Raw genomic sequence first — 20,159 nt, forward strand, 5'->3', positions numbered from 1 at the left:
CAAAAAAGCGAGATTGTATCTCGCTTTTAAAGTGTTCACTTATTTAGTGAAGTTTTACTAAAAATTTAGTGTTCCTTCAAGTAATGATATTAATAATTTTACATTTTTATTGAATATGTACATAAAAAAACCTAAAACACAGTTTTAGGTTTTTTAATTGATTAATGATCACGATTACATGATAGGAATTTGATTTTGTAGAAATCAGAACGTTTATAAGTTTCGATGTATTCGAGCACCTGACCTGTTGACTCGAGTTGAGTAGTCTTTGTTTGATAGACTGTTGGGAACTGAGGGTCAATTCCTAACTTAGAAGCAACATTTTCAGGAGTAGGGAATACAATCTCGTTAATCTCTTCAAAATGCTCATCGTTCATGTGGATATGGTAGTCCAACTTGAAACGTTTATAGATAGAGTTATAGTAGTCAAGGTTTGGATAGTTAGCGTTGATATACTGTTCAGGGATGTACGAGTTGTGGTAGATATAGATGATACCATTTGATTCACGGATACGTTCAATCTTGTAGTAGAACTGATCTCCACGTAAGCCCAATTTTGAAAGATACTTCAATTTATTGCCGCGTTCGATAGAAAGAACAGTTACCTTATCATCTTTTGTTTCAAAGATTTCGACATCAGAAAACTCAACTAGCTTATGTTTACGTGCACGAGCTACGAAAGTCCCTTTACCTTGTTGGCGGACGATGTAGCCATCCTTAGCCAAATCATTCAAGGCGCGTACGACTGTAATCGAGCTAACATCATACATAGCAATCAATTCAGCCTCAGTATAAAACTTATCACCACTAGCGAATTGGCCTGAAATGATTTTATTTTTTAATTCGTCTTTAATATATTGATACTTTGGAATTGCCATAATTTTACCTCGTTATTTCCTTCTCCTATTTTGATTTTAACATAAAAGTTTTGAAAATAATAGGAAATACTCCTAAAAAAATCAAAAAAACAGACCAAGAAGTCAAAATAGATATAAATAAATCACAAATACAAATATATATAGGTTACTATTTAAAAATAGTTTTTTAAATTTTTATGGGATTATTATTAGAAAAATACAGTAAAAAAAAGAAAAAATTTTAAATAAACTTTCAAAAAGTATTGACAATACCTCCTTATTGTTATATAGTTGATATAACAATAAGTGAAAGCGCAAACTTTATAAAAATAGGGAGGTAGAATGACTAGATTTGAAATTGAAGATCATTTCTATCTAAATGGGGAACCATTTAAGATTTTGTCTGGTGCAATTCATTATTTTAGAGTCCCTAAAGAAGATTGGTATCATTCGCTTTATAATCTCAAAGCTTTAGGTTTCAATACCGTTGAAACATACGTTCCATGGAATATGCATGAACCAACCGAAGGAACATTCGATTTTGAAGGGAATCTTGATATAGGAAGATTTCTTCAACTTGCACAGGACTTAGGCTTATATGCTATTGTACGCCCTTCTCCATTTATCTGTGCCGAATGGGAATTTGGTGGTTTGCCAGCTTGGCTCCTGAATAAGGATATGCGCATTCGTTCATCTTGCCCAGCTTATATCGAGATGGTTGGTCGCTACTATGACCACTTACTTCCGCACTTGGTTTCGAGACAACTCGAAAATGGCGGGAATATTCTCATGATGCAGGTTGAAAATGAGTATGGCTCCTACGGTGAGGACAAAACCTATTTGAGAGAAATCCGACGCTTGATGGAAGAGCGCGGAGTTATCTGCCCGCTCTTTACATCAGATGGTCCGTGGAGAGCTACTTTAAAAGCTGGGACCTTAATTGAAGACGATATCTTAGTAACTGGGAACTTTGGTTCTAGAGCTGATTACAACTTCTCGCAGATGCAAGAGTTCTTTGATGAGTATGGGAAAAAATGGCCACTCATGTGTATGGAATTCTGGGACGGATGGTTTAATCGATGGAAAGAACCAGTCATCAAACGAGATCCCGAGGAATTGGCTGAAGCAGTCCACGAGGTATTAAAGCACGGTTCGATCAATCTTTACATGTTCCATGGTGGGACAAACTTTGGCTTTATGAATGGTTGTTCTGCTCGAGGAACCATTGACTTGCCACAGGTGACATCTTATGATTATGACGCTCTTCTTGATGAAGCCGGAAACCCAACTGCTAAATATTTCGCAGTGAAAGAAATGCTGGCGACTTACTATCCTGAGTATCCGCAATCTGAACCGCTTTACAAAGAGAGTATGGAAGTAGAAGCAATTCCGCTAGTTGAAAAAGTTTCCTTGTTTGAAACCTTGGATAGCCTGACAAGTCCGATTGAAAGTCTCTACCCTAAGAAAATGGAAGAGCTAGGACAATGTTACGGCTACCAACTCTATCGTACGGAAGCAAGTTGGGATGCAGATGAAGAACGCATTCGAATTATTGACGGACGCGATAGAGCTCAGCTATTTGTAGATGGGAAATGGGTTGCAACTCAGTACCAGACTGAAATTGGTGAAGATATCTTCGTTCAAGGTAAAAAGAAAACGCTATCTTGTTTTGATATACTAATTGAAAATATGGGGCGTGTCAATTATGGACATAAATTCTTAGCAGATACTCAACGCAAAGGAATTCGTACGGGTGTCTGCAAGGACTTACACTTCATGTTGAATTGGAAACAATATCCGCTTCCACTTGATAATCCTGAGAAGATTAATTTTACTAAAGGATGGGCGGAAGGACAGCCTGCCTTTTACGCCTACGACTTTGAAGTCGAGGTGCCGAAGGATACCTACTTAGACTTATCTGAGTTTGGTAAAGGGATTGCCTATGTCAACGGCCACCATCTAGGACGTTTCTGGAATGTCGGCCCAACCTTATCTCTTTATATTCCACACAGCTATCTCAAGGAGGGTGCTAACCGCATCATTATCTTTGAAACAGAAGGGGAACATAAGGAACACATACAATTAACATGTAAACCAAAATTCAAACAAATAAAGGGGGAAAATTTATGACAATTGTAGGATGCCGTATCGATGGACGTTTAATCCACGGGCAAGTAGCCAATCTATGGTCTGCAAAACTGAATGTTTCACGTATCATGGTTGTAGACAACGATGTTGTGAATAACGATGTTGAAAAGAGTGGATTGAAACTTGCGACACCGCCAGGTGTAAAACTTAGTATCTTGCCGATTGATAAAGCTGCAGCAAACATTCTTGCTGGCAAATACGATAGCCAACGTGTTTTAATCGTTGCTAGAAAACCAGACCGTTTCCTCGGTTTGGTAGAAGCGGGTGTGCCGCTTGAAACTCTCAATGTCGGTAATATGTCTCAAACACCAGAAACACGTCCTATCACACGTTCTATCAACGTAGTAGATAAAGATGTAGAAGATTTCCGTAAATTAGCGGAAAAAGGTGTAAAACTTACTGCTCAAATGGTTCCAAATGATCCAGTTTCAGACTTTTTGAGCTTATTAAAATAGGAAAAAATTTTTAGGAGGTCATTGTTATGATACAATGGTGGCAAATTTTACTACTCACGCTCTACTCAGCTTATCAAATCTGTGATGAGTTGACGATCGTTTCATCTGCAGGTTCCCCTGTATTTGCCGGATTCATTACTGGTTTAGTCATGGGAGATGTGGCAACCGGTTTGTTTATCGGTGGTAGCTTGCAGTTATTTGTCCTTGGGGTAGGTACCTTCGGTGGTGCTTCTCGTATCGACGCAACTTCTGGTGCGGTTCTTGCGACAGCTTTCTCAGTTTCACAAGGTATCGAAACAGATCTTGCGATCACTACAATCGCTGTACCAGTAGCGGCACTTTTGACTTACTTCGACGTACTTGGTCGTATGACTACAACATTCTTCGCTCACCGTGTGGATGCGGCAATCGAACGCTTTGACTATGCAGCAATCGAACGCAACTACCTTCTTGGTGCAGTTCCTTGGGCTCTTTCTCGTGCCCTTCCAGTATTCTTCGCCCTTGCTTTTGGTGGAGAATTCGTACAAGGTGTTGTAAACCTTGTTAAAGAATACCAATGGATTGCTGACGGTTTGACTCTTGCAGGTCGTATGCTTCCAGGTCTTGGATTTGCTATCTTACTTCGTTACCTTCCAGTTAAACGTAACCTTCACTACCTTGCTATGGGATTCGGTTTGACAGCTATGTTGACTGTACTTTACTCATACGTAACAGGTCTTGGTGGAGCAGTTGCTGGTATCATTGGCACTCTTCCTGCTGACGTTGCTGAAAAAATTGGCTTTGTTAACAACTTCAAAGGATTGTCTATGATTGGTATCTCTATCGTGGGTATCTTCCTTGCAGTTGTTCACTTCAAGAACAGCCAAAAAGTTGCTGTAGCAGCACCTTCTACACCATCAGAAAGTGGGGAAATTGAAGATGACGAATTCTAATTACAAATTAACAAAAGAAGATTTTAATCAAATTAACAAACGTAGCTTGTTCACTTTCCAATTAGGATGGAACTACGAACGTATGCAAGCATCAGGTTACCTTTACATGATCTTGCCACAATTGCGTAAAATGTATGGAGATGGAACTCCTGAGTTGAAAGAAATGATGAAAGTTCATACTCAATTCTTCAACACTTCACCATTCTTCCACACTATCATCGTTGGTTTTGACCTTGCCATGGAAGAAAAAGATGGCGTTGGCTCAAAAGATGCGGTTAACGGTATCAAGACAGGTTTGATGGGACCATTCGCTCCTCTTGGAGATACTATCTTTGGTTCACTTGTACCTGCTATCATGGGATCTATCGCTGCAACAATGGCTATCGCTGGTCAACCTTGGGGTATCTTCCTTTGGATCGCAGTTGCAGTAGCGTATGACATCTTCCGTTGGAAACAGTTGGAATTTGCATACAAAGAAGGGGTTAACCTTATCAACAACATGCAAAGTACTTTGACAGCTTTGATTGAAGCTGCATCTGTACTTGGTGTATTCATGATGGGTGCTCTTGTAGCAACAATGATCAACTTTGAAATTTCTTACAAATTGCCAATCGGTGAGAAAATGATTGACTTCCAAGACATCTTGAACTCAATCTTCCCACGCTTGCTTCCAGCAATCTTCACAGCATTCATCTTCTGGTTGCTTGGTAAGAAAGGTATGAACTCAACTAAAGCAATCGGTATCATCATTGCTCTTGCAGTTGGACTTTCATTCATCGGCAAATTTGTACTTGGAATGTAATTGATTATGACTAAATCACTAATTTTAGTGAGTCACGGTCGTTTCTGTGAAGAACTTAAAGGTAGCACAGAGATGATTATGGGACCACAAGACAACATTCATGCGGTAGCTCTTCTTCCAGAAGATGGGCCAGAAGAATTTACTGCTAAATTTGAAGCTGCTGTTGAAGGATTGGATGATTTCCTAGTCTTTGCAGATCTTCTTGGTGGAACACCATGTAACGTGGTGAGCCGTCTGATTATGGAAGGTCGTGACATTGAACTGTATGCAGGGATGAATCTTCCGATGGTCATTGAATTTATCAATGCAAGCCTAACAGGCATCGATGCTGATTACAAAAATCGTGCATCAGAAAGCATTGTGAAAGTAAATGACTTGTTAGCAAGCTTCGATGACGATGAAGATGAATAAGATATAACACCTTAAAAATGCTAAAATAGCTTTCATAGCATATTGATGGGAATGGGGTCAACTCCCATTCCCATATTTTTATAAAAAAGAACAGATTAGAGGTTTTCAATGCTAGATTATACAAAAGAAGAATTGCTTGAGTTGGGAGCAGAGATCACCACACGCGAGATTTACCAACAACCAGATGTTTGGAAAGAAGCATTTGAAGCTTACCAAGAAAAACGTGAAGAAATTGCTGCCTTTTTGCAAGGAATTGCAGACAAACATGACTACATCAAGGTTATCCTGACTGGTGCAGGGACTTCTGCCTATGTCGGAGACACACTTGTTCCCTATTTCAAAGAAGTTTATGACGAGCGCAAGTGGAACTTCAATGCTATTGCGACGACTGATATCGTGGCCAATCCACAGACTTATTTGAAAAAGGAAGTACCTACGGTTTTAGTGTCCTTTGCTCGTAGTGGAAACTCACCGGAAAGTGTAGCAACAGTTGACTTGGCCAAGGCCTTAGTTGATGAGCTTTATCAAGTGACCATTACTTGTGCCGCGGAAGGAGAATTGGCTCTTCAAGCACATGGAGATGATCGTAATCTATTGCTCTTGCAACCTGCAGCTTCAAATGACGCTGGATTTGCAATGACATCAAGCTTTACTTCTATGATGTTGACAGCACTTTTGGTCTTTGATCCAACTGAATTTGCTGTTAAAGCTGAACGTTTTGAAGTGCTTTCTAGTCTTGCTCGTAAAGTTCTTGACAATGTGGCAGATGTGAAAGAGTTGGTTGACCTAGACTTTAACCGAGTGATTTACTTAGGTGCAGGTCCATTCTTCGGTCTTGCTCATGAAGCACAACTGAAAATTTTGGAATTGACTGCTGGTCAAGTTGCGACTATGTATGAAAGCCCAGTTGGCTTCCGTCACGGTCCAAAATCTCTTATCAATGAAGATACTGTAGTTTTAGTCTTTGGTACTACAACAGACTATACTCGTAAGTACGACTTAGACTTGGTTCGTGAAGTTGCAGGGGACCAAATCGCTCGTCGCGTTGTTCTCTTGAGTGATCAAGCTTTTGGTCTTGAAAACGTTAAGGAAGTAGCACTTGGCTGTGGCGGTGTCTTGAATGACGTTTACCGTGTATTCCCTTATATTGTTTATGGTCAATTATTTGCTCTCTTGACTTCGCTTAAGGTTGGAAACAGACCTGATACACCATCACCTACAGGTACCGTAAACCGCGTCGTTCAAGGTGTTATTATTCACGAATTCAAATAATAAGGAGAAAAGGATGAAAACATACACAGAACGTGTATTTGGGAAAGTTGATGACAAGGATGTTGTCGCTTATCGCTTTGAAACAGAAGCAGGCTACCAACTGGAAATCATGACCTATGGTGCAACGATTCTACGCTATGTAACTCCTGATAAGGCTGGTAATTTTGCCAATGTTATCCTAGGCTTTGATGATTTTGACAGCTATGTAGGTAACAGTCCTAAACATGGAGCGAGTGTAGGTCCAGTTGCAGGTCGTATCGCAGGTGCGACATTTGAGCTTAATGGTAAAACCTATAACCTCGAAGTCAACAATGCTAGCAACTGTAACCACAGCGGTTCAACAGGTTGGGATTCTAGCTTGTTTGAACTAGTCGAGGTGAGCGACCATGGTTTGACACTTTATACAGAAAGAACAGACGGGACAGGAGGCTTCCCAGGTAATCTTAAGATTTGGATTAGCTACAAACTAGAAGAAAATGAGGCCTACGAAGTCAGCTATAAGGTGACGACAGACCAGGATACGCTTGTTAATCCAACCAATCACAGCTACTTTAACTTATCAGGTGATTTTACTCAGACTATTGACCGTCATGTCTTCCAATTAAACACTGAGGGGATTTATCCCATTGCTCCTGACGGTGTACCTGCAAAAACTCCAGATGCTAACCGAGATGTAGTCAAACATATCTACAATGGTGCCTTGTTGAAAGATATCTTTTCAGAAGAAGATGAGCAAATCCAAATCGTATCTGGCTTGGATCACCCATTTGCTCTTCCTAAAGGACATGACAATGCTGGTTTCCTTTATGATCAAAAGTCAGGACGTTTCATGCTCTTTAAAACTGAAGCTCCATGCTTTGTAGTTTATACAGCAAACTTTGTGGATGAGAGTGTCATCATCGCTGGTCAACCAATGATTCAGCACAATGGGATTGCTCTTGAAGCACAGGCTCTACCAGATGCCATTCACAGCGACCTTAAAAATCAAGTGATTCTCAAAGCAGGTCAAACTTTTGCTAGCAAAACTCGTTACGAGATTATTGTTAAATAAGAAAAACTCTCTAAAGCTTTTAAGCTTCAGAGAGTTTTATTTTATTCTTCTTCATCTGGTGTGAGAATCATCGGAATGATGATTGGTTCACGTTCAGTATTTTCATAAAGGAATGGGCGAATAGCGTTAACGATAGCACCGTTGACAGATTGGATGCTGGCATCCTTGTTTTTCAAAGCGATACGAATAGCGTTAAAAAGAATGCGTTGGCTTTGACGAATAAGGTCACCCGATTCACGCATGTAGACGAAACCACGACTGAGAATATCTGGACCAGAAATAATCATCTGTGTCTTGAAGTCTACTGTTGCGACAGCAAGCACGACACCATCTTCGGATAGGTCACGACGGTCTTTTAGGACTGCGGCCCCAATTTCACCGATACGATTTCCATCGACATAGATATCTTGGGCATTGAAATGACCTGCGATGCGAGCAGAGTCTGCAGTAAGGGCAAGAACATCTCCGTTGCTCATGATAAAGATATTGTCTTTTTCAACTCCAGTATCAACAGCCAAACCAGCATGAATTTTTTGCATACGATACTCACCGTGAACTGGCATGAAGTACTTAGGTTGAATCAAGCGAAGCATGAGTTTTTGTTCTTGCTGACCACCGTGTCCAGAGGTATGGATATTATTGATTTTACCGTGAATGACTTCAACACCAGCTTCTGAGATAGTGTTAATCAGTTTGTTTACGCTAGTGGTGTTTCCAGGAATTGGGCTAGAAGAGAAGATAACCGTATCACCAGGTTGTAACTGCACTTGACGGTGGGTTCCGTTAGCGATACGAGAGAGGGCTGCCATAGGCTCCCCTTGGCTACCTGTACATAGAATCAATACTTCTCCAGCTGGGTAATCCTTAACCTGATTAGGTTCGATAAAGGTTCCCTTTGGTGCCTTGATATAGCCAAGTTCAATCCCGTTGACAATAGCTTTTTCCATTGAACGTCCAAAGACAGCAATCTTACGGCCAGTCTTGACAGCAGCATCAGTAGCCTGCTGGAGACGGAAGATATTTGAGGCAAAGGATGCAAAAATGATGCGTCCTTCGATATCTTGAATAATCTTCATGATGGATTGACCAACAACTTTTTCTGAGTTTGTAAAGGTTGGTACTTCAGCATTAGTTGAGTCAGACAAGAGACAAAGAACACCCTCTTCACCTAGAGCTGCCATGCGGTGCAAGTCTGCAGGTTCACCAACTGGTGTGAAGTCAAACTTGAAGTCACCTGTACAGATAATTTTACCCTGAGGTGTATGGATAACAATTCCCAAAGGTTCGGGGATAGAGTGGGTTGTTCTAAAGAAGGTTGCCTTAAGATTTTTAAATGTCAACTCTGTGTTGCTGTTGATTTCGTGAAGTGTAGCATTGCGTAGAAGACCATGCTCTTCAAGTTTTCCGCGGATTAAAGCGAGTGCAAGAGGCCCTGCATAGATTGGGATGTTAGCTTGCTTGAGCAAGAAAGGAATCCCTCCGATATGGTCTTCGTGTCCGTGGGTAATTAAGAGAGCTTTGACGCGGTCAATATTTTCAACAATATAAGAGTAGTCAGGGATAACATAGTCGATACCAAGTAGATCGTCCTCTGGGAATTTAATCCCAGCATCGACAATAATAATCTCATCTTGGTACTCAATACCGTAGGTATTTTTCCCGATTTCTCCTAGACCACCGATAGCAAAAACGCCGACTTCTTCTGGTTTAAGAGTGTAGGCCATATTAGAACTCCGTAATTTCGAATGCGCCAGTTTCTTTTTCGTAGTCAAGTAGTTTATCAGACAAGAGTTCGATATATTCTACGTTGTATTCTGGACGGTTTTTTTCAACAAGTTGGCGAGCAATGATACGTCCCTCAAGTTCTGAGCTAGCATCGATGTCTAAGTATAGTGATCGTGTTGTTTCACGACGTGGGCTACGGTCTTTTGTTTCTTGATAAAAAACTTTGTATATCATGTATTTCCTTTCTTTTTTCAGGTCACTTTATTCAAAATTCTTAGCTTGAAGCTCTTTCATTTCAGTTCATTTTGTGTCTAGATTGACCTTGATTCGTTACAATTATTTCAATTATAACATAAAAAGGGGAATTAGTAAAAGAGGGGAAACCTGAAAGTAAGGAGCGTGAAGTACATTTCATTTTGCCTTGTATAAGTATTTGAAGACCTCAGATTCAAATGCTATAATAAAGATAGAAAAGAGGTTTTTCTTTATTAAGGAGGGTGCGATATGTTTCAAATAGCTATTATCATTCGTCTTCTGGTCTTTGCGGTATTCGTTGCCTGTGTTTACGGTGGCAATGTTTTGTATACTCTGCTAGAGCATCGGAAAGCCAAATTCCTATGGAAGATTGGCTTCGTGACTCTGTATTCGTTTTTCCTTCTTCTTGTGACCTATGTGGTCTGGTTTGTATTTTACTTTGGTTTGAATTCTTGAGCACTTGTCCTGTCTATTTGTCAGGACATTTTTGTTTCAAAACAAAGAAAATTCCCATGTGTCGGCTTTTGTAGTATAATAGTAAACAGACAAAAAGATAGGAATGTGTTATGAAAGTATTAGCTTTTGATACGTCCAGCAAGGCTCTGTCTTTAGCCATTTTAGAGGACAAGCAGCTTCTTGCCGAGACCATGATTAATATCAAGAAAAATCACAGTATTACCCTCATGCCTGCTATTGATTTTTTGATGGCCAGTCTAGATTGGACACCTAAGGATTTGGATCGAATCGTCGTGGCAGAGGGGCCTGGTAGCTATACAGGTTTGCGAATCGCAGTAGCCACTGCCAAGACCTTGGCTCATACCCTAAACATTGAGTTAGTAGGGATGTCTAGCCTTTTAGCTCTGGTACCGAGTCAACAGGAAGGTTTGGTTGTTCCTTTGATGGATGCACGCCGCAACAATGTCTACGCAGGATTCTATGAATATGCTCAACCTGTCTTTCCAGAAGCGCATCTGTCCTTTGCGAAAGTCCTTGAGCAAGTCAAGGATGCTGACCAGGTAACCTTTGTTGGTGAAGTGGGTGCCTTTGTCGAGCAGATTCAAGAGCAATTACCACAGGCCAACTATCAAGAAACCTTACCAAACGCAGCGAATCTAGCTCTTTGGGCCTGGGACAAGGAAGCAGACTCCTTACACGATTTTGTGCCGAATTACCTCAAACGTGTCGAAGCTGAGGAAAATTGGCTCAAGAACCACGCCGAGTCTGGTGAGTCTTACATTAAACGCCTATGATTGAAATCAAACAAATCCAACAGCAACCTGACGTGGCACAAGCTATCTACGCTGTTATGATAGATGTTTATCCAGTCAGTCCTTGGACATTGGAACAAATCCAAGCAGACCTGTCCCAAGACCAGACTTGGTATGCTCTAGCTTATGATGGGGCAGAAGTGATAGGTTTTCTAGCAATTCAGGAGAATCTCTTTGAAGCAGAAGTCTTGCAAATCGCTGTCAAAAAAGCCTATCAAGGTCAGGGTATAGCCTCAGCCTTGTTTGTTCAATTGCCCGCAGATAAGGAAATTTTCCTCGAAGTTAGAAAGTCCAACCACCGAGCGCAAGCATTTTACAAGAAAGAAAAAATGGCGGTCATCGCTGAGAGAAAGTCCTACTACCATGATCCAGTTGAGGATGCCATTATCATGAAGAGAGAAATAGATGAAGGATAGATATATTTTAGCATTTGAGACATCCTGTGATGAGACCAGTGTCGCCGTCTTAAAAAATGACGACCAGCTCTTGTCCAATGTCATTGCTAGTCAAATCGAGAGTCACAAACGTTTTGGGGGCGTAGTGCCAGAAGTAGCTAGTCGTCACCATGTAGAAGTCATTACAGCCTGTATCGAGGAGGCACTAGCAGAAGCAGGTATTAGCGAAGAAGATGTAACCGCTGTTGCTGTTACCTACGGACCAGGATTAGTAGGAGCCTTGCTGGTTGGTTTATCAGCTGCCAAGGCCTTTGCTTGGGCGCATGGACTGCCTCTAATCCCTGTGAATCACATGGCCGGTCACCTCATGGCAGCCCAGAGTGTCGAGCCTTTGGAGTTTCCCTTGCTGGCTCTATTAGTTAGTGGTGGGCACACAGAGTTAGTCTATGTTTCTGAGGCGGGCGATTATAAGATTGTTGGGGAAACTCGTGATGATGCGGTTGGTGAGGCCTATGATAAGGTCGGCCGTGTCATGGGTTTGACCTATCCAGCTGGTCGCGAGATTGACGAGTTAGCCCATCAAGGTCAGGATGTTTATGACTTTCCTCGTGCCATGATTAAGGAAGATAATCTGGAGTTTTCATTTTCAGGTTTGAAGTCTGCCTTTATCAATCTTCACCACAATGCCGAGCAAAAGGGAGAAAGCCTGTCTACAGAGGACTTGTGTGCTTCCTTCCAAGCAGCAGTTATGGATATTCTCATGGCAAAAACCAAGAAGGCCTTGGAGAAATACCCTGTTAAAACCCTAGTCGTGGCTGGTGGTGTGGCGGCCAATAAAGGTCTTAGAGAACGTTTGGCGGCTGAAATCACCGATGTCAAGGTTATCATTCCACCTCTACGTCTTTGCGGAGATAATGCAGGGATGATTGCTTATGCCAGCGTCAGCGAGTGGAACAAAGAAAATTTTGCAAGATTGGATCTAAATGCCAAACCTAGCCTTGCTTTTGATACCATGGAATAAAGAGTTAGCCTAGGGTTAACTCTTTTATCTTGGACAAATAGCAGAACTTTTTAGTATAGTAGACATATGAGATTTAAAAAAACAATTAGTATAGCACTTGCTCTAGTGGGATTATTGCTGTCTCTGCTGGTTTTTCAGCTGTTTCAAAAGACGCAATTGGTCATGTTTGAATCTATTTCGTTTAACATGCCTCTAGAATCTGTTGAAAAAGTGTTTGGAAAACCTAATAAAATAGTAGAAGAAACAGAAACAGGCTATCACGATACTTGGCATGCAAGAGATCCCTATCTCTATAAAACAGGGCGTCTTTTCTACGACTACGAAAATTTTAAATGGAAAAATTACAGCGGCCGAGTGACCTTTACTTTTTCAGAATCACATCGTTTACAAGGGGCGGCGGTATATTTCCCTGTGACTTCCAAAGCTCAACAGAAAGAAGTATTTTATCAAATGACCAAAGATATGAAAGCAGAAATCGAAGCTCTACCCAATTTTCAATCTTTGAAAGTTGATGCCTTGGTCGGGGATGATGGTGGTTATCGGTTTAAGGTCAAACTGAAAGGGCAACTGAGAGAACTCTGGATCGATGTTTATCCTGATGTTTATCATACAGAATATGAGGATGATGACAATCCTGAGATTAATCAATATCATATTCGAATCGATCAATCTCGATGGTAGTCGCCCTAGGGTTCTTGTTTTGAACGCTTGGCAGTTGAATGATATATTTGTAAGAATGAGGAGGTTTATGAAAGAAAAAGGATTTTGGGAGGGGCTACAGGCTGCAGTGCCGACCGCTTTAGGCTATGTTAGTATCGGCCTTGCTTGTGGGATTATCGGGGCTCCATATGTAACACCTGTTGAGATGGGTTTGATGAGTCTCTTTGTTTATGCTGGAAGCGCCCAGTTTGCAATGCTGGCCTTGATTGCAGTCCAAGCGCCTGTGGCTGCTATTGCCATGACGGTCTTTTTGATCAATCTACGTCTCTTTTTGCTGAGTTTACACGCTTCTACCTATTTTCGTCATACTAGCCTAGGTCACAATATCGGTATGTCTAGTATCTTGACCGATGAGACCTATGGTGTTTTGATGGGCGAGCTGGTCCATACGGACAAGGTCAATCCTATGTGGATGCATGGTAACAATCTAAATAGCTATGTGGCTTGGTTTGTGGGGACGGTTGTCGGGACTGCCTTAGGTGGGCTTTTGCCAAATCCGGAAGTTATTGGTCTAGATTTTGCTCTAGTGGGGATGTTTATCGGGATTTTTACTTCTCAGTTTCAGATTATGCAAAGAAGAATTCCCTTGCGCAACCTCTTTATCATTTTAGGAGTAGTTGCCCTTTCCTTCTTTATACTCTTGACAGTGGTATCTCAATCGCTAGCTGTCCTATTTGCGACACTGCTTGGATGTACAATGGGGGTAATCTTAGATGGTCAGTAAGTATCTTTTGTTAGCTGTTATTTTTTCTGGACTAGTTACTTGGATTCCACGTGTGATTCCCTTTATCTTGGTCAAGTATAAGGGCTTGCCTGCTATTGTCGAGCGTTTTTTAAAATTTCTACCTGTATCTATTATCTTTGCCTTGATTCTATCAAGTGTGGCAACAGGTAAGGTGGGAGATTTTCCTCAAATCAAGTGGTTAGACTTGATAGCAGTATTTCCAACGGCCTTTGTCGCCTTTCGCTATCGTAATCTGGTGGGGACGGTTCTCTTTGGGGTTGTCTTAATAGCTATCTTGCGTCTTGTCTTTTAAATCAGATATAAAGAAAACCTATGGCAAAGATAGAAATCATATAATGGCGGAATTGCTTTTTTTCTGTTAAGATAAGACTATATTCTATTTTGGAGGAAATATCATGAAGAAAATCATCAAATATTCATCACTTGCTGCTCTGGGGCTTGTTGCCGCAGGTCTACTAGCAGCTTGCTCAGGTGGTGAGAAGAAAGATGCGGCATCAGGTGATGCAACAAGTGCTAAGAAAGAAATCGTTGTAGCAACTAACGGCTCACCAAAACCATTTATCTATGAAGAAAATGGTGAATTGACTGGTTACGAGATTGAGCTTGTTCGTGCTATCTTTAAAGACTCAGACAAGTATACTGTCAAGTTTGAAAAGACAGAGTGGTCAGGGATTTTCCCAGGACTTGATAGTGATCGTTACCAAATGGCCGTTAACAACCTCAGTTATACCAAAGAACGTGCAGAGAAATACCTCTACGCAGCGCCAACTGCTAAAAACCCTAACGTTCTTGTTGTGAAGAAGGACGACACTAGCATCAAGTCTCTTGATGATATCGGTGGAAAATCTACTGAAGTCGTTCAAGGAACAACCTCAGCTAAACAATTGGAAGCATATAACACAGAGCATGCGGACAATCCAACTATCCTTAACTATACAAAGGCTGATTTCCAACAAATCATGTCTCGCTTGAGTGATGGTCAATTTGACTATAAGATTTTTGACAAGATCGGTGTAGAGACAGTTATCAAAAATCAAGGTCTGGATAACTTGAAAGTCATCGAACTTCCAAGTGACCAACAACCTTATGTTTACCCACTTCTTGCAAAAGGTCAAGATGAGTTGAAGGCATTTGTGGATAAACGCATCCAAGAACTATATAAAGACGGAACTCTTGAAAAACTATCTCAACAGTTCTTTGGTGGCTCTTACCTGCCAGCGGAAGCTGATATTAAATAGTGTTTAGCAATCATCCATTCTTTAGTAAATGGATGATTTTGCACTCTTTCGACATATAGTTTTAAGCTATATCTCTGCCCATCTAATAACAATTTGCTTATTCAAATAAAGTATGAGATACTATTACAGTATTATTTATAAGGAGAAAAAAATAATGAACATTAAAAAATGGTTAGGCGTAGCGACAGTCGCTACAGTAGCAGGTCTTACACTTGCAGCTTGTGCATCTTCAGGTCAAAAAGCAGCTGATAAAGCAGCTGAGGGAACAACAATTAAAATCGCAACTGTAAACCGTAGCGGTTCAGAAGAAGCACGTTGGGATAAAATCCAAGAATTGGTTGAAAAAGACGGGATTACTTTGGAATTTACAGAGTTTACAGACTACTCACAACCAAACAAAGCAACTGCTGATGGGGAAGTAGACTTGAACGCTTTCCAACACTACAACTTCTTGAACAACTGGAACAAAGAAAACGGTAAAGATCTTGTAGCGATCGCAGATACGTACATCTCACCAATCCGTCTTTACTCAGGTTTGAACGGAAGTGACAACAAATATACTAAAGTAGAAGAAATCCCAGATAAGGGTGAAATTGCAATTCCAAACGATGCTACAAACGAAAGCCGTGCTCTTTACCTTCTTCAATCAGCTGGTTTGATCAAATTGGACGTTTCAGGAACTGAACTTGCGACAATCGCAAACATCAAAGAAAATCCAAAGAACTTGAAAATCACTGAGTTGGACGCTAGCCAAACAGCTCGTTCATTGTCATCAGTTGATGCAGCTGTTGTAAACAACACATTCGTTACAGAAGCAAAATTGGACTACAAGAAAGCACTCTTTAAAGAGCAAGCTGACGAAAACTCAAAACAATGGTACAACATCATCGTTGCGAAAAAAGATTGGGAAACATCACCTAAAGCTGATGCAATCAAGAAAGTTATCGCAGCTTACCATACAGATGAAGTGAAAAAAGTCATCGAAGAAACTTCAGACGGCTTGGATCAACCAGTTTGGTAATAAAACATAAAGAGGTGGGAGAGAGATTTTCCACCTCTTGCTTTTATATTGAGAATCATGCAAATGGACATCCACTTGTATTTGCTAAAAGGTACAAGCCCTAGTAGAAAGGTAGAGAGAAAATGGTTTTTTCTAACCCGCAAGAACAAATTGAAAAGTTTGAAAAGGATCATGTAGCGCAACATTATTTTGAGGTTTTGCGTACTTTGATTTCTAAAAAATCAGTTTTTGCTCAGCAAGTTGGTCTTAAAGAAGTTGCCCGTTATCTAGGCGAGATTTTTAAGCGTGTAGGTGCAGAGGTTGAGATTGACGAGAGCTATACGGCGCCTTTTGTCATGGCTCATTTTAAAAGTTCGCGACCAGATGCCAAGACTATTATTTTCTACAACCACTACGATACAGTACCGGCAGATGGTGATCAAGTATGGACAGAGGATCCCTTTACTCTTTCTGTTCGTGACGGGATTATGTATGGACGTGGAGTTGATGATGACAAAGGGCATATCACTGCTCGCTTAAGTGCTCTTAGAAAATATATGCAGAACCACGATGATCTTCCAGTCAATATCAGCTTTATCATGGAGGGGGCAGAGGAATCGGCCTCTATGGATTTGGATAAATATCTAGAAAAGCATGCTGACAAACTCCGTGGTGCAGATCTATTGGTCTGGGAACAAGGAACAAAAAATGCCTTAGAGCAGCTAGAAATCTCAGGGGGCAATAAGGGAATTGTAACCTTTGATGCCAAGGTTAAGAGTGCAGACGTGGATATCCATTCTAGCTATGGAGGAGTCGTCGAGTCGGCTCCCTGGTATCTCATCCAAGCCTTGACCAGTCTTCGTGCAACCGATGGTCGTATCTTGGTTGACGGTTTGTACGATAATGTTCAAGCGCCAAATGAACGCGAGTTAGCTTTGGTTGATACCTACGCTCAACGAAACCCAGAAGAAATCAATCATATATATGGTTTAGAATTGCCTTTATTACAAGAGGAACGTACCGCCTTTCTAAAGCGTTTCTTCTTTGAACCAGCTCTCAATATCGAAGGGATCCAGTCAGGATATCAAGGGCAAGGAGTCAAAACAATCTTGCCAGCAGAAGCTAGTGCCAAGCTAGAAGTTCGTTTGGTTCCAGGACTTGAACCCCATGATGTTTTGGATAAAATCCGAAAACAACTAGACAAAAACGGCTTTGATAAGGTAGAATTGTACTATACTTTGGGCGAGATGAGTTACCGAAGTGACATGAGTGCACCGTCCATTCTCAATGTCATTGAGTTGGCAAAAAAATTCTATCCACAGGGGGTTTCTGTCTTGCCGACAACGGCTGGGACAGGTCCCATGCATACAGTCTTTGATGCCTTAGAAGTACCTATGATTGCTTTCGGATTGGGGAATGCCAATAGCCGAGACCATGGTGGAGATGAAAATGTGCGAATCGCAGATTATTACACCCATATTGAATTAGTAGAGGAGCTGATTAGAAGCTATGAGTAGAGATATTATCAAGTTAGATCAAATCGATGTGACTTTTCATCAAAAGAAAAGAACTGTCACAGCGGTTAAGGATGTGACCATTCATATCCAAGAAGGAGATATCTACGGAATCGTTGGATATTCTGGAGCAGGGAAGTCAACCTTGGTTCGTGTTATCAACCTTTTGCAAAAACCATCTGCAGGTAGAATTACCATTGATGATGATGTTATTTTTGATGATAAAGTGTCTTTGACTGCTGGGGAGTTACGTCGAAAACGTCAAGATATTGGGATGATTTTCCAACACTTTAACCTCATGAGTCAAAAAACAGCTGAGGAAAACGTAGCTTTTGCCCTTAAACACTCAGGGCTGAGCAAGGATGAAAAAAAGGCAAAAGTTGCTGAATTATTGGAATTAGTTGGCCTAGCAGACCGTGCCGAAAACTATCCGTCTCAACTATCTGGAGGACAAAAACAACGTGTGGCTATTGCACGTGCCTTGGCTAATGATCCAAAAATCTTGATTTCAGACGAGTCAACGTCTGCCTTAGACCCTAAGACAACTAAGCAGATTTTGGCTTTGCTTAAGGATTTAAACCAAAAATTAGGCTTGACCATTGTCTTAATCACGCATGAAATGCAGATTGTCAAAGATATTGCTAACCGTGTGGCAGTTATGCAGGATGGACGTTTGATTGAAGAAGGTAGTGTTCTTGAAATCTTCTCAGATCCTAAACAACCATTGACCCAGGACTTCATTTCGACAGCTACTGGAATTGATGAAGCCATGGGCAAAATCGAGCAGCAGGAAATTGTAGAAAACCTATCTAAGAATAGCCTCTTGGTACAACTCAAGTATGCAGGAGCCTCTACAGATGAGCCACTTTTGAATGAATTATACAAACATTATCAAGTAACAGCCAATATCCTTTATGGGAATATTGAGATTCTTGATGGCACCCCTGTTGGTGAACTAGTAGTTGTCCTTTCAGGAGAAAAAGAAGCTCTTGCAGGCGCACAAGAAGCTATTCGTCAAGCGGGTGTACAACTTAAAGTATTGAAGGGAGGACAGTAAGATGGAAGCATGGATTCAAACATACTTACCAAACGTCTATAAGATGGGCTGGTCTGGCCAGGCGGGCTGGGGAACAGCTATTTACTTAACACTTTATATGACAATTCTTTCCTTCATCATTGGAGGGTTCTTGGGGCTAGTAGCAGGGCTTTTCCTTGTCTTGACTGCTCCAGGTGGTGTCTTGGAAAATAAAGTTGTTTTCTGGATTTTAGATAAGATTACTTCTATTTTCCGTGCAGTTCCATTTATTATTCTTTTGGCTATCTTGTCACCCCTTTCTCACTTGATTGTGAAGACAAGTATTGGACCCAATGCGGCGCTTGTGCCTCTTTCTTTCGCAGTCTTTGCCTTTTTTGCTCGTCAGGTGCAGGTAGTTTTGGCAGAACTGGATAGCGGAGTTATCGAGGCGGCACAAGCCAGCGGGGCTACTTTCTGGGACATCGTAGGTGTTTACCTTTCAGAAGGACTTCCAGATTTGATTCGTGTGACAACTGTGACCTTAATTTCCCTTATCGGTGAAACAGCCATGGCGGGAGCAGTAGGAGCAGGTGGTATCGGTAACGTAGCTATTGCTTATGGATTTAACCGTTATAATCACGATGTAACCATTCTTGCGACTATCATCATTATCTTGATTATCTTTACAATCCAATTCTTGGGAGACTTCTTGACTAAGAAATTAAGTCATAAATAAAAAGAGCCATCTGGCTCTTTTTTATTTAGATTTTATGTGTCAACTTCTTACTAAGTTCTTGTCCAATCAGGGCACCAAGCAAAGCGCCGATAAGAACACTTGTGATAAAGAGGAGGATATTAGCAAGATTCGGTGCAACCATAATGCGGTCGATATAGTCCTGAGATTTTCCGCGAGCGACTAGAGCTGCGATATAGGATTGAGGTGCTAACCACATGAGTAGAATAGGACCAGTAGTACCAAAAGCAAAGACTAGAAAGGAAAGGAGGTTCTTGAACTTATCCTTGTATTGTCCTAAGTGAGCGATGCTATCTGCTGCAAGACCGCAGATAATTCCTGGCAGAAAGGCTCCAGCACCATGCTTACTCCCAAGGAAAAATAGAGAAATCACAAGTCCAATCGTAGTAATCGCTCCAAAACGAGGAACCTTTGCTAAAAGGATCATATAGACGCTACCACCTACTAAGGCTGCAAAGGCTGGTGCGTAAAACATATTTCCGGTGTGGTCGACAAGGTTCCCTAGTAGAACACCCACTCCGATACAGAGAAAGTAGACAAGAGCAGCAACAAGGGTTGTCAAGATATTCTTTTTCATAAGT

23 protein-coding genes are annotated in these 20,159 nt (G+C 41.1%); 19 read left to right on the forward strand and 4 right to left on the reverse strand.

Features of this window, described 5'->3' with window-relative positions; translation table 11 throughout:
- Positions 1-161: 161 nt before the first annotated feature.
- Entirely contained in the window at positions 162-878 is a 717-nt protein-coding gene (locus QM847_RS07900) for a GntR family transcriptional regulator (protein ID WP_142559029.1), read from the reverse strand.
- Between the two features lie 321 nt (positions 879-1,199).
- On the opposite strand from QM847_RS07900, the gene QM847_RS07905 reads away from it, so the two are divergent.
- From QM847_RS07905 to QM847_RS07935, 7 genes are all read left to right on the forward strand, one after another.
- The gene (locus tag QM847_RS07905) at positions 1,200-2,987 is read left to right on the forward strand and encodes a glycoside hydrolase family 35 protein (RefSeq protein ID WP_414354896.1); all 1,788 of its coding nucleotides are present in this window, start codon (positions 1,200-1,202) and stop codon (positions 2,985-2,987) included.
- A complete protein-coding gene (locus QM847_RS07910) occupies positions 2,984-3,460 on the forward strand; it encodes a PTS sugar transporter subunit IIB (RefSeq protein WP_414354897.1) in 477 nt (158 codons plus the stop codon). The genes QM847_RS07905 and QM847_RS07910 overlap by 4 nt, the downstream gene beginning before the upstream one ends.
- A gap of 26 nt (positions 3,461-3,486) precedes the next feature.
- Positions 3,487-4,392 (forward strand): PTS mannose/fructose/sorbose/N-acetylgalactosamine transporter subunit IIC, encoded by a 906-nt coding sequence (locus QM847_RS07915; RefSeq protein ID WP_414354899.1) that lies wholly within the window; start codon positions 3,487-3,489, stop codon positions 4,390-4,392.
- Entirely contained in the window at positions 4,379-5,194 is an 816-nt protein-coding gene (locus QM847_RS07920) for a PTS system mannose/fructose/sorbose family transporter subunit IID (protein WP_414354900.1), read from the forward strand. Before QM847_RS07915 ends, QM847_RS07920 begins: the two co-directional genes overlap by 14 nt.
- Before the next feature lie 6 nt (positions 5,195-5,200).
- Entirely contained in the window at positions 5,201-5,605 is a 405-nt protein-coding gene (locus tag QM847_RS07925; protein WP_250307790.1) for a PTS sugar transporter subunit IIA, read from the forward strand.
- 108 nt (positions 5,606-5,713) lie between these two features.
- Positions 5,714-6,877, forward strand: coding sequence for an SIS domain-containing protein (locus QM847_RS07930; protein ID WP_414354902.1), 1,164 nt, complete (start codon positions 5,714-5,716; stop codon positions 6,875-6,877).
- A gap of 13 nt (positions 6,878-6,890) precedes the next feature.
- Positions 6,891-7,928 carry an aldose epimerase family protein gene (locus tag QM847_RS07935; protein ID WP_414354903.1) on the forward strand — a complete coding sequence of 346 codons (1,038 nt, stop codon included), beginning with the start codon at positions 6,891-6,893 and terminating at the stop codon, positions 7,926-7,928.
- Between the two features lie 41 nt (positions 7,929-7,969).
- On the opposite strand, the gene rnjA is transcribed toward QM847_RS07935, so the two are convergent.
- A complete protein-coding gene (rnjA, locus tag QM847_RS07940) occupies positions 7,970-9,652 on the reverse strand; it encodes a ribonuclease J1 (protein ID WP_414354904.1) in 1,683 nt (560 codons plus the stop codon).
- A 1-nt stretch (position 9,653) separates the two neighbouring features.
- Positions 9,654-9,887 carry a DNA-dependent RNA polymerase subunit epsilon gene (locus QM847_RS07945; protein WP_269798214.1) on the reverse strand — a complete coding sequence of 78 codons (234 nt, stop codon included), beginning with the start codon at positions 9,885-9,887 and terminating at the stop codon, positions 9,654-9,656.
- A 270-nt stretch (positions 9,888-10,157) separates the two neighbouring features.
- On the opposite strand from QM847_RS07945, the gene QM847_RS07950 reads away from it, so the two are divergent.
- The 12 genes from QM847_RS07950 (at position 10,158) to QM847_RS08005 (ending at position 19,560) form a co-directional block, all read left to right on the forward strand.
- Positions 10,158-10,364, forward strand: a complete 207-nt coding sequence (locus QM847_RS07950; protein WP_269798213.1) for a hypothetical protein — start codon at positions 10,158-10,160, stop codon at positions 10,362-10,364.
- A 110-nt stretch (positions 10,365-10,474) separates the two neighbouring features.
- A complete protein-coding gene (gene tsaB / locus QM847_RS07955; RefSeq protein ID WP_414354906.1) occupies positions 10,475-11,158 on the forward strand; it encodes a tRNA (adenosine(37)-N6)-threonylcarbamoyltransferase complex dimerization subunit type 1 TsaB in 684 nt (227 codons plus the stop codon).
- Positions 11,155-11,592, forward strand: coding sequence for a ribosomal protein S18-alanine N-acetyltransferase (rimI, locus tag QM847_RS07960; RefSeq protein ID WP_414354908.1), 438 nt, complete (start codon positions 11,155-11,157; stop codon positions 11,590-11,592). Before tsaB ends, rimI begins: the two co-directional genes overlap by 4 nt.
- Complete coding sequence (gene tsaD, locus QM847_RS07965) at positions 11,582-12,592, forward strand: tRNA (adenosine(37)-N6)-threonylcarbamoyltransferase complex transferase subunit TsaD (protein ID WP_414354910.1); 1,011 nt, start codon at positions 11,582-11,584, stop codon at positions 12,590-12,592. Before rimI ends, tsaD begins: the two co-directional genes overlap by 11 nt.
- Before the next feature lie 66 nt (positions 12,593-12,658).
- Entirely contained in the window at positions 12,659-13,273 is a 615-nt protein-coding gene (locus tag QM847_RS07970) for a hypothetical protein (protein WP_269798209.1), read from the forward strand.
- Positions 13,274-13,340: 67 nt separating this feature from the next.
- Positions 13,341-14,036 (forward strand): AzlC family ABC transporter permease, encoded by a 696-nt coding sequence (locus QM847_RS07975; RefSeq protein ID WP_414354912.1) that lies wholly within the window; start codon positions 13,341-13,343, stop codon positions 14,034-14,036.
- A complete protein-coding gene (locus tag QM847_RS07980) occupies positions 14,026-14,349 on the forward strand; it encodes an AzlD domain-containing protein (RefSeq protein ID WP_075565392.1) in 324 nt (107 codons plus the stop codon). The genes QM847_RS07975 and QM847_RS07980 overlap by 11 nt, the downstream gene beginning before the upstream one ends.
- 103 nt (positions 14,350-14,452) lie before the next feature.
- Complete coding sequence (locus tag QM847_RS07985; RefSeq protein WP_269798206.1) at positions 14,453-15,295, forward strand: amino acid ABC transporter substrate-binding protein; 843 nt, start codon at positions 14,453-14,455, stop codon at positions 15,293-15,295.
- Positions 15,296-15,449: 154 nt separating this feature from the next.
- Positions 15,450-16,316 carry a MetQ/NlpA family ABC transporter substrate-binding protein gene (locus QM847_RS07990; RefSeq protein ID WP_414354915.1) on the forward strand — a complete coding sequence of 289 codons (867 nt, stop codon included), beginning with the start codon at positions 15,450-15,452 and terminating at the stop codon, positions 16,314-16,316.
- A gap of 122 nt (positions 16,317-16,438) precedes the next feature.
- On the forward strand, positions 16,439-17,812 hold the full coding sequence (locus QM847_RS07995; RefSeq protein ID WP_414354917.1) for a M20 family metallopeptidase: 1,374 nt from the start codon (positions 16,439-16,441) through the stop codon (positions 17,810-17,812).
- On the forward strand, positions 17,805-18,866 hold the full coding sequence (locus tag QM847_RS08000) for a methionine ABC transporter ATP-binding protein (RefSeq protein ID WP_414354919.1): 1,062 nt from the start codon (positions 17,805-17,807) through the stop codon (positions 18,864-18,866). The genes QM847_RS07995 and QM847_RS08000 overlap by 8 nt, the downstream gene beginning before the upstream one ends.
- A gap of 1 nt (position 18,867) precedes the next feature.
- On the forward strand, positions 18,868-19,560 hold the full coding sequence (locus tag QM847_RS08005) for a methionine ABC transporter permease (RefSeq protein WP_269798202.1): 693 nt from the start codon (positions 18,868-18,870) through the stop codon (positions 19,558-19,560).
- Between the two features lie 25 nt (positions 19,561-19,585).
- Here QM847_RS08005 and QM847_RS08010 read toward each other — a convergent pair whose 3' ends face one another.
- Entirely contained in the window at positions 19,586-20,155 is a 570-nt protein-coding gene (locus QM847_RS08010) for an MptD family putative ECF transporter S component (RefSeq protein ID WP_414354921.1), read from the reverse strand.
- Positions 20,156-20,159: the final 4 nt, after the last annotated feature.

This window comes from Streptococcus timonensis (genome assembly GCF_047463455.1).
In the GTDB taxonomy this organism is placed as follows: Bacteria; Bacillota; Bacilli; order Lactobacillales; family Streptococcaceae; genus Streptococcus; species Streptococcus timonensis_B.

Bases quoted from the DNA above. Each gene is read 5' to 3' on its own strand.
- QM847_RS07930 (WP_414354902.1), top strand. From the start codon at position 5,714: ATGCTAGATTATACAAAAGAAGAATTGCTTGAGTTGGGAGCAGAGATC.
- QM847_RS07900 (WP_142559029.1), bottom strand. From the start codon at position 878: ATGGCAATTCCAAAGTATCAATATATTAAAGACGAATTAAAAAATAAA.
- tsaD (WP_414354910.1), top strand. From the start codon at position 11,582: ATGAAGGATAGATATATTTTAGCATTTGAGACATCCTGTGATGAGACC.
- QM847_RS07970 (WP_269798209.1), top strand. From the start codon at position 12,659: ATGAGATTTAAAAAAACAATTAGTATAGCACTTGCTCTAGTGGGATTA.
- QM847_RS07945 (WP_269798214.1), bottom strand. From the start codon at position 9,887: ATGATATACAAAGTTTTTTATCAAGAAACAAAAGACCGTAGCCCACGT.
- QM847_RS07915 (WP_414354899.1), top strand. From the start codon at position 3,487: ATGATACAATGGTGGCAAATTTTACTACTCACGCTCTACTCAGCTTAT.
- QM847_RS07920 (WP_414354900.1), top strand. From the start codon at position 4,379: ATGACGAATTCTAATTACAAATTAACAAAAGAAGATTTTAATCAAATT.
- QM847_RS07910 (WP_414354897.1), top strand. From the start codon at position 2,984: ATGACAATTGTAGGATGCCGTATCGATGGACGTTTAATCCACGGGCAA.
- QM847_RS07935 (WP_414354903.1), top strand. From the start codon at position 6,891: ATGAAAACATACACAGAACGTGTATTTGGGAAAGTTGATGACAAGGAT.
- QM847_RS07905 (WP_414354896.1), top strand. From the start codon at position 1,200: ATGACTAGATTTGAAATTGAAGATCATTTCTATCTAAATGGGGAACCA.
- QM847_RS07980 (WP_075565392.1), top strand. From the start codon at position 14,026: ATGGTCAGTAAGTATCTTTTGTTAGCTGTTATTTTTTCTGGACTAGTT.
- QM847_RS08000 (WP_414354919.1), top strand. From the start codon at position 17,805: ATGAGTAGAGATATTATCAAGTTAGATCAAATCGATGTGACTTTTCAT.
- tsaB (WP_414354906.1), top strand. From the start codon at position 10,475: ATGAAAGTATTAGCTTTTGATACGTCCAGCAAGGCTCTGTCTTTAGCC.
- QM847_RS08010 (WP_414354921.1), bottom strand. From the start codon at position 20,155: ATGAAAAAGAATATCTTGACAACCCTTGTTGCTGCTCTTGTCTACTTT.
- QM847_RS08005 (WP_269798202.1), top strand. From the start codon at position 18,868: ATGGAAGCATGGATTCAAACATACTTACCAAACGTCTATAAGATGGGC.
- rimI (WP_414354908.1), top strand. From the start codon at position 11,155: ATGATTGAAATCAAACAAATCCAACAGCAACCTGACGTGGCACAAGCT.
- QM847_RS07985 (WP_269798206.1), top strand. From the start codon at position 14,453: ATGAAGAAAATCATCAAATATTCATCACTTGCTGCTCTGGGGCTTGTT.
- QM847_RS07975 (WP_414354912.1), top strand. From the start codon at position 13,341: ATGAAAGAAAAAGGATTTTGGGAGGGGCTACAGGCTGCAGTGCCGACC.
- QM847_RS07950 (WP_269798213.1), top strand. From the start codon at position 10,158: ATGTTTCAAATAGCTATTATCATTCGTCTTCTGGTCTTTGCGGTATTC.
- QM847_RS07995 (WP_414354917.1), top strand. From the start codon at position 16,439: ATGGTTTTTTCTAACCCGCAAGAACAAATTGAAAAGTTTGAAAAGGAT.
- QM847_RS07990 (WP_414354915.1), top strand. From the start codon at position 15,450: ATGAACATTAAAAAATGGTTAGGCGTAGCGACAGTCGCTACAGTAGCA.
- QM847_RS07925 (WP_250307790.1), top strand. From the start codon at position 5,201: ATGACTAAATCACTAATTTTAGTGAGTCACGGTCGTTTCTGTGAAGAA.
- rnjA (WP_414354904.1), bottom strand. From the start codon at position 9,652: ATGGCCTACACTCTTAAACCAGAAGAAGTCGGCGTTTTTGCTATCGGT.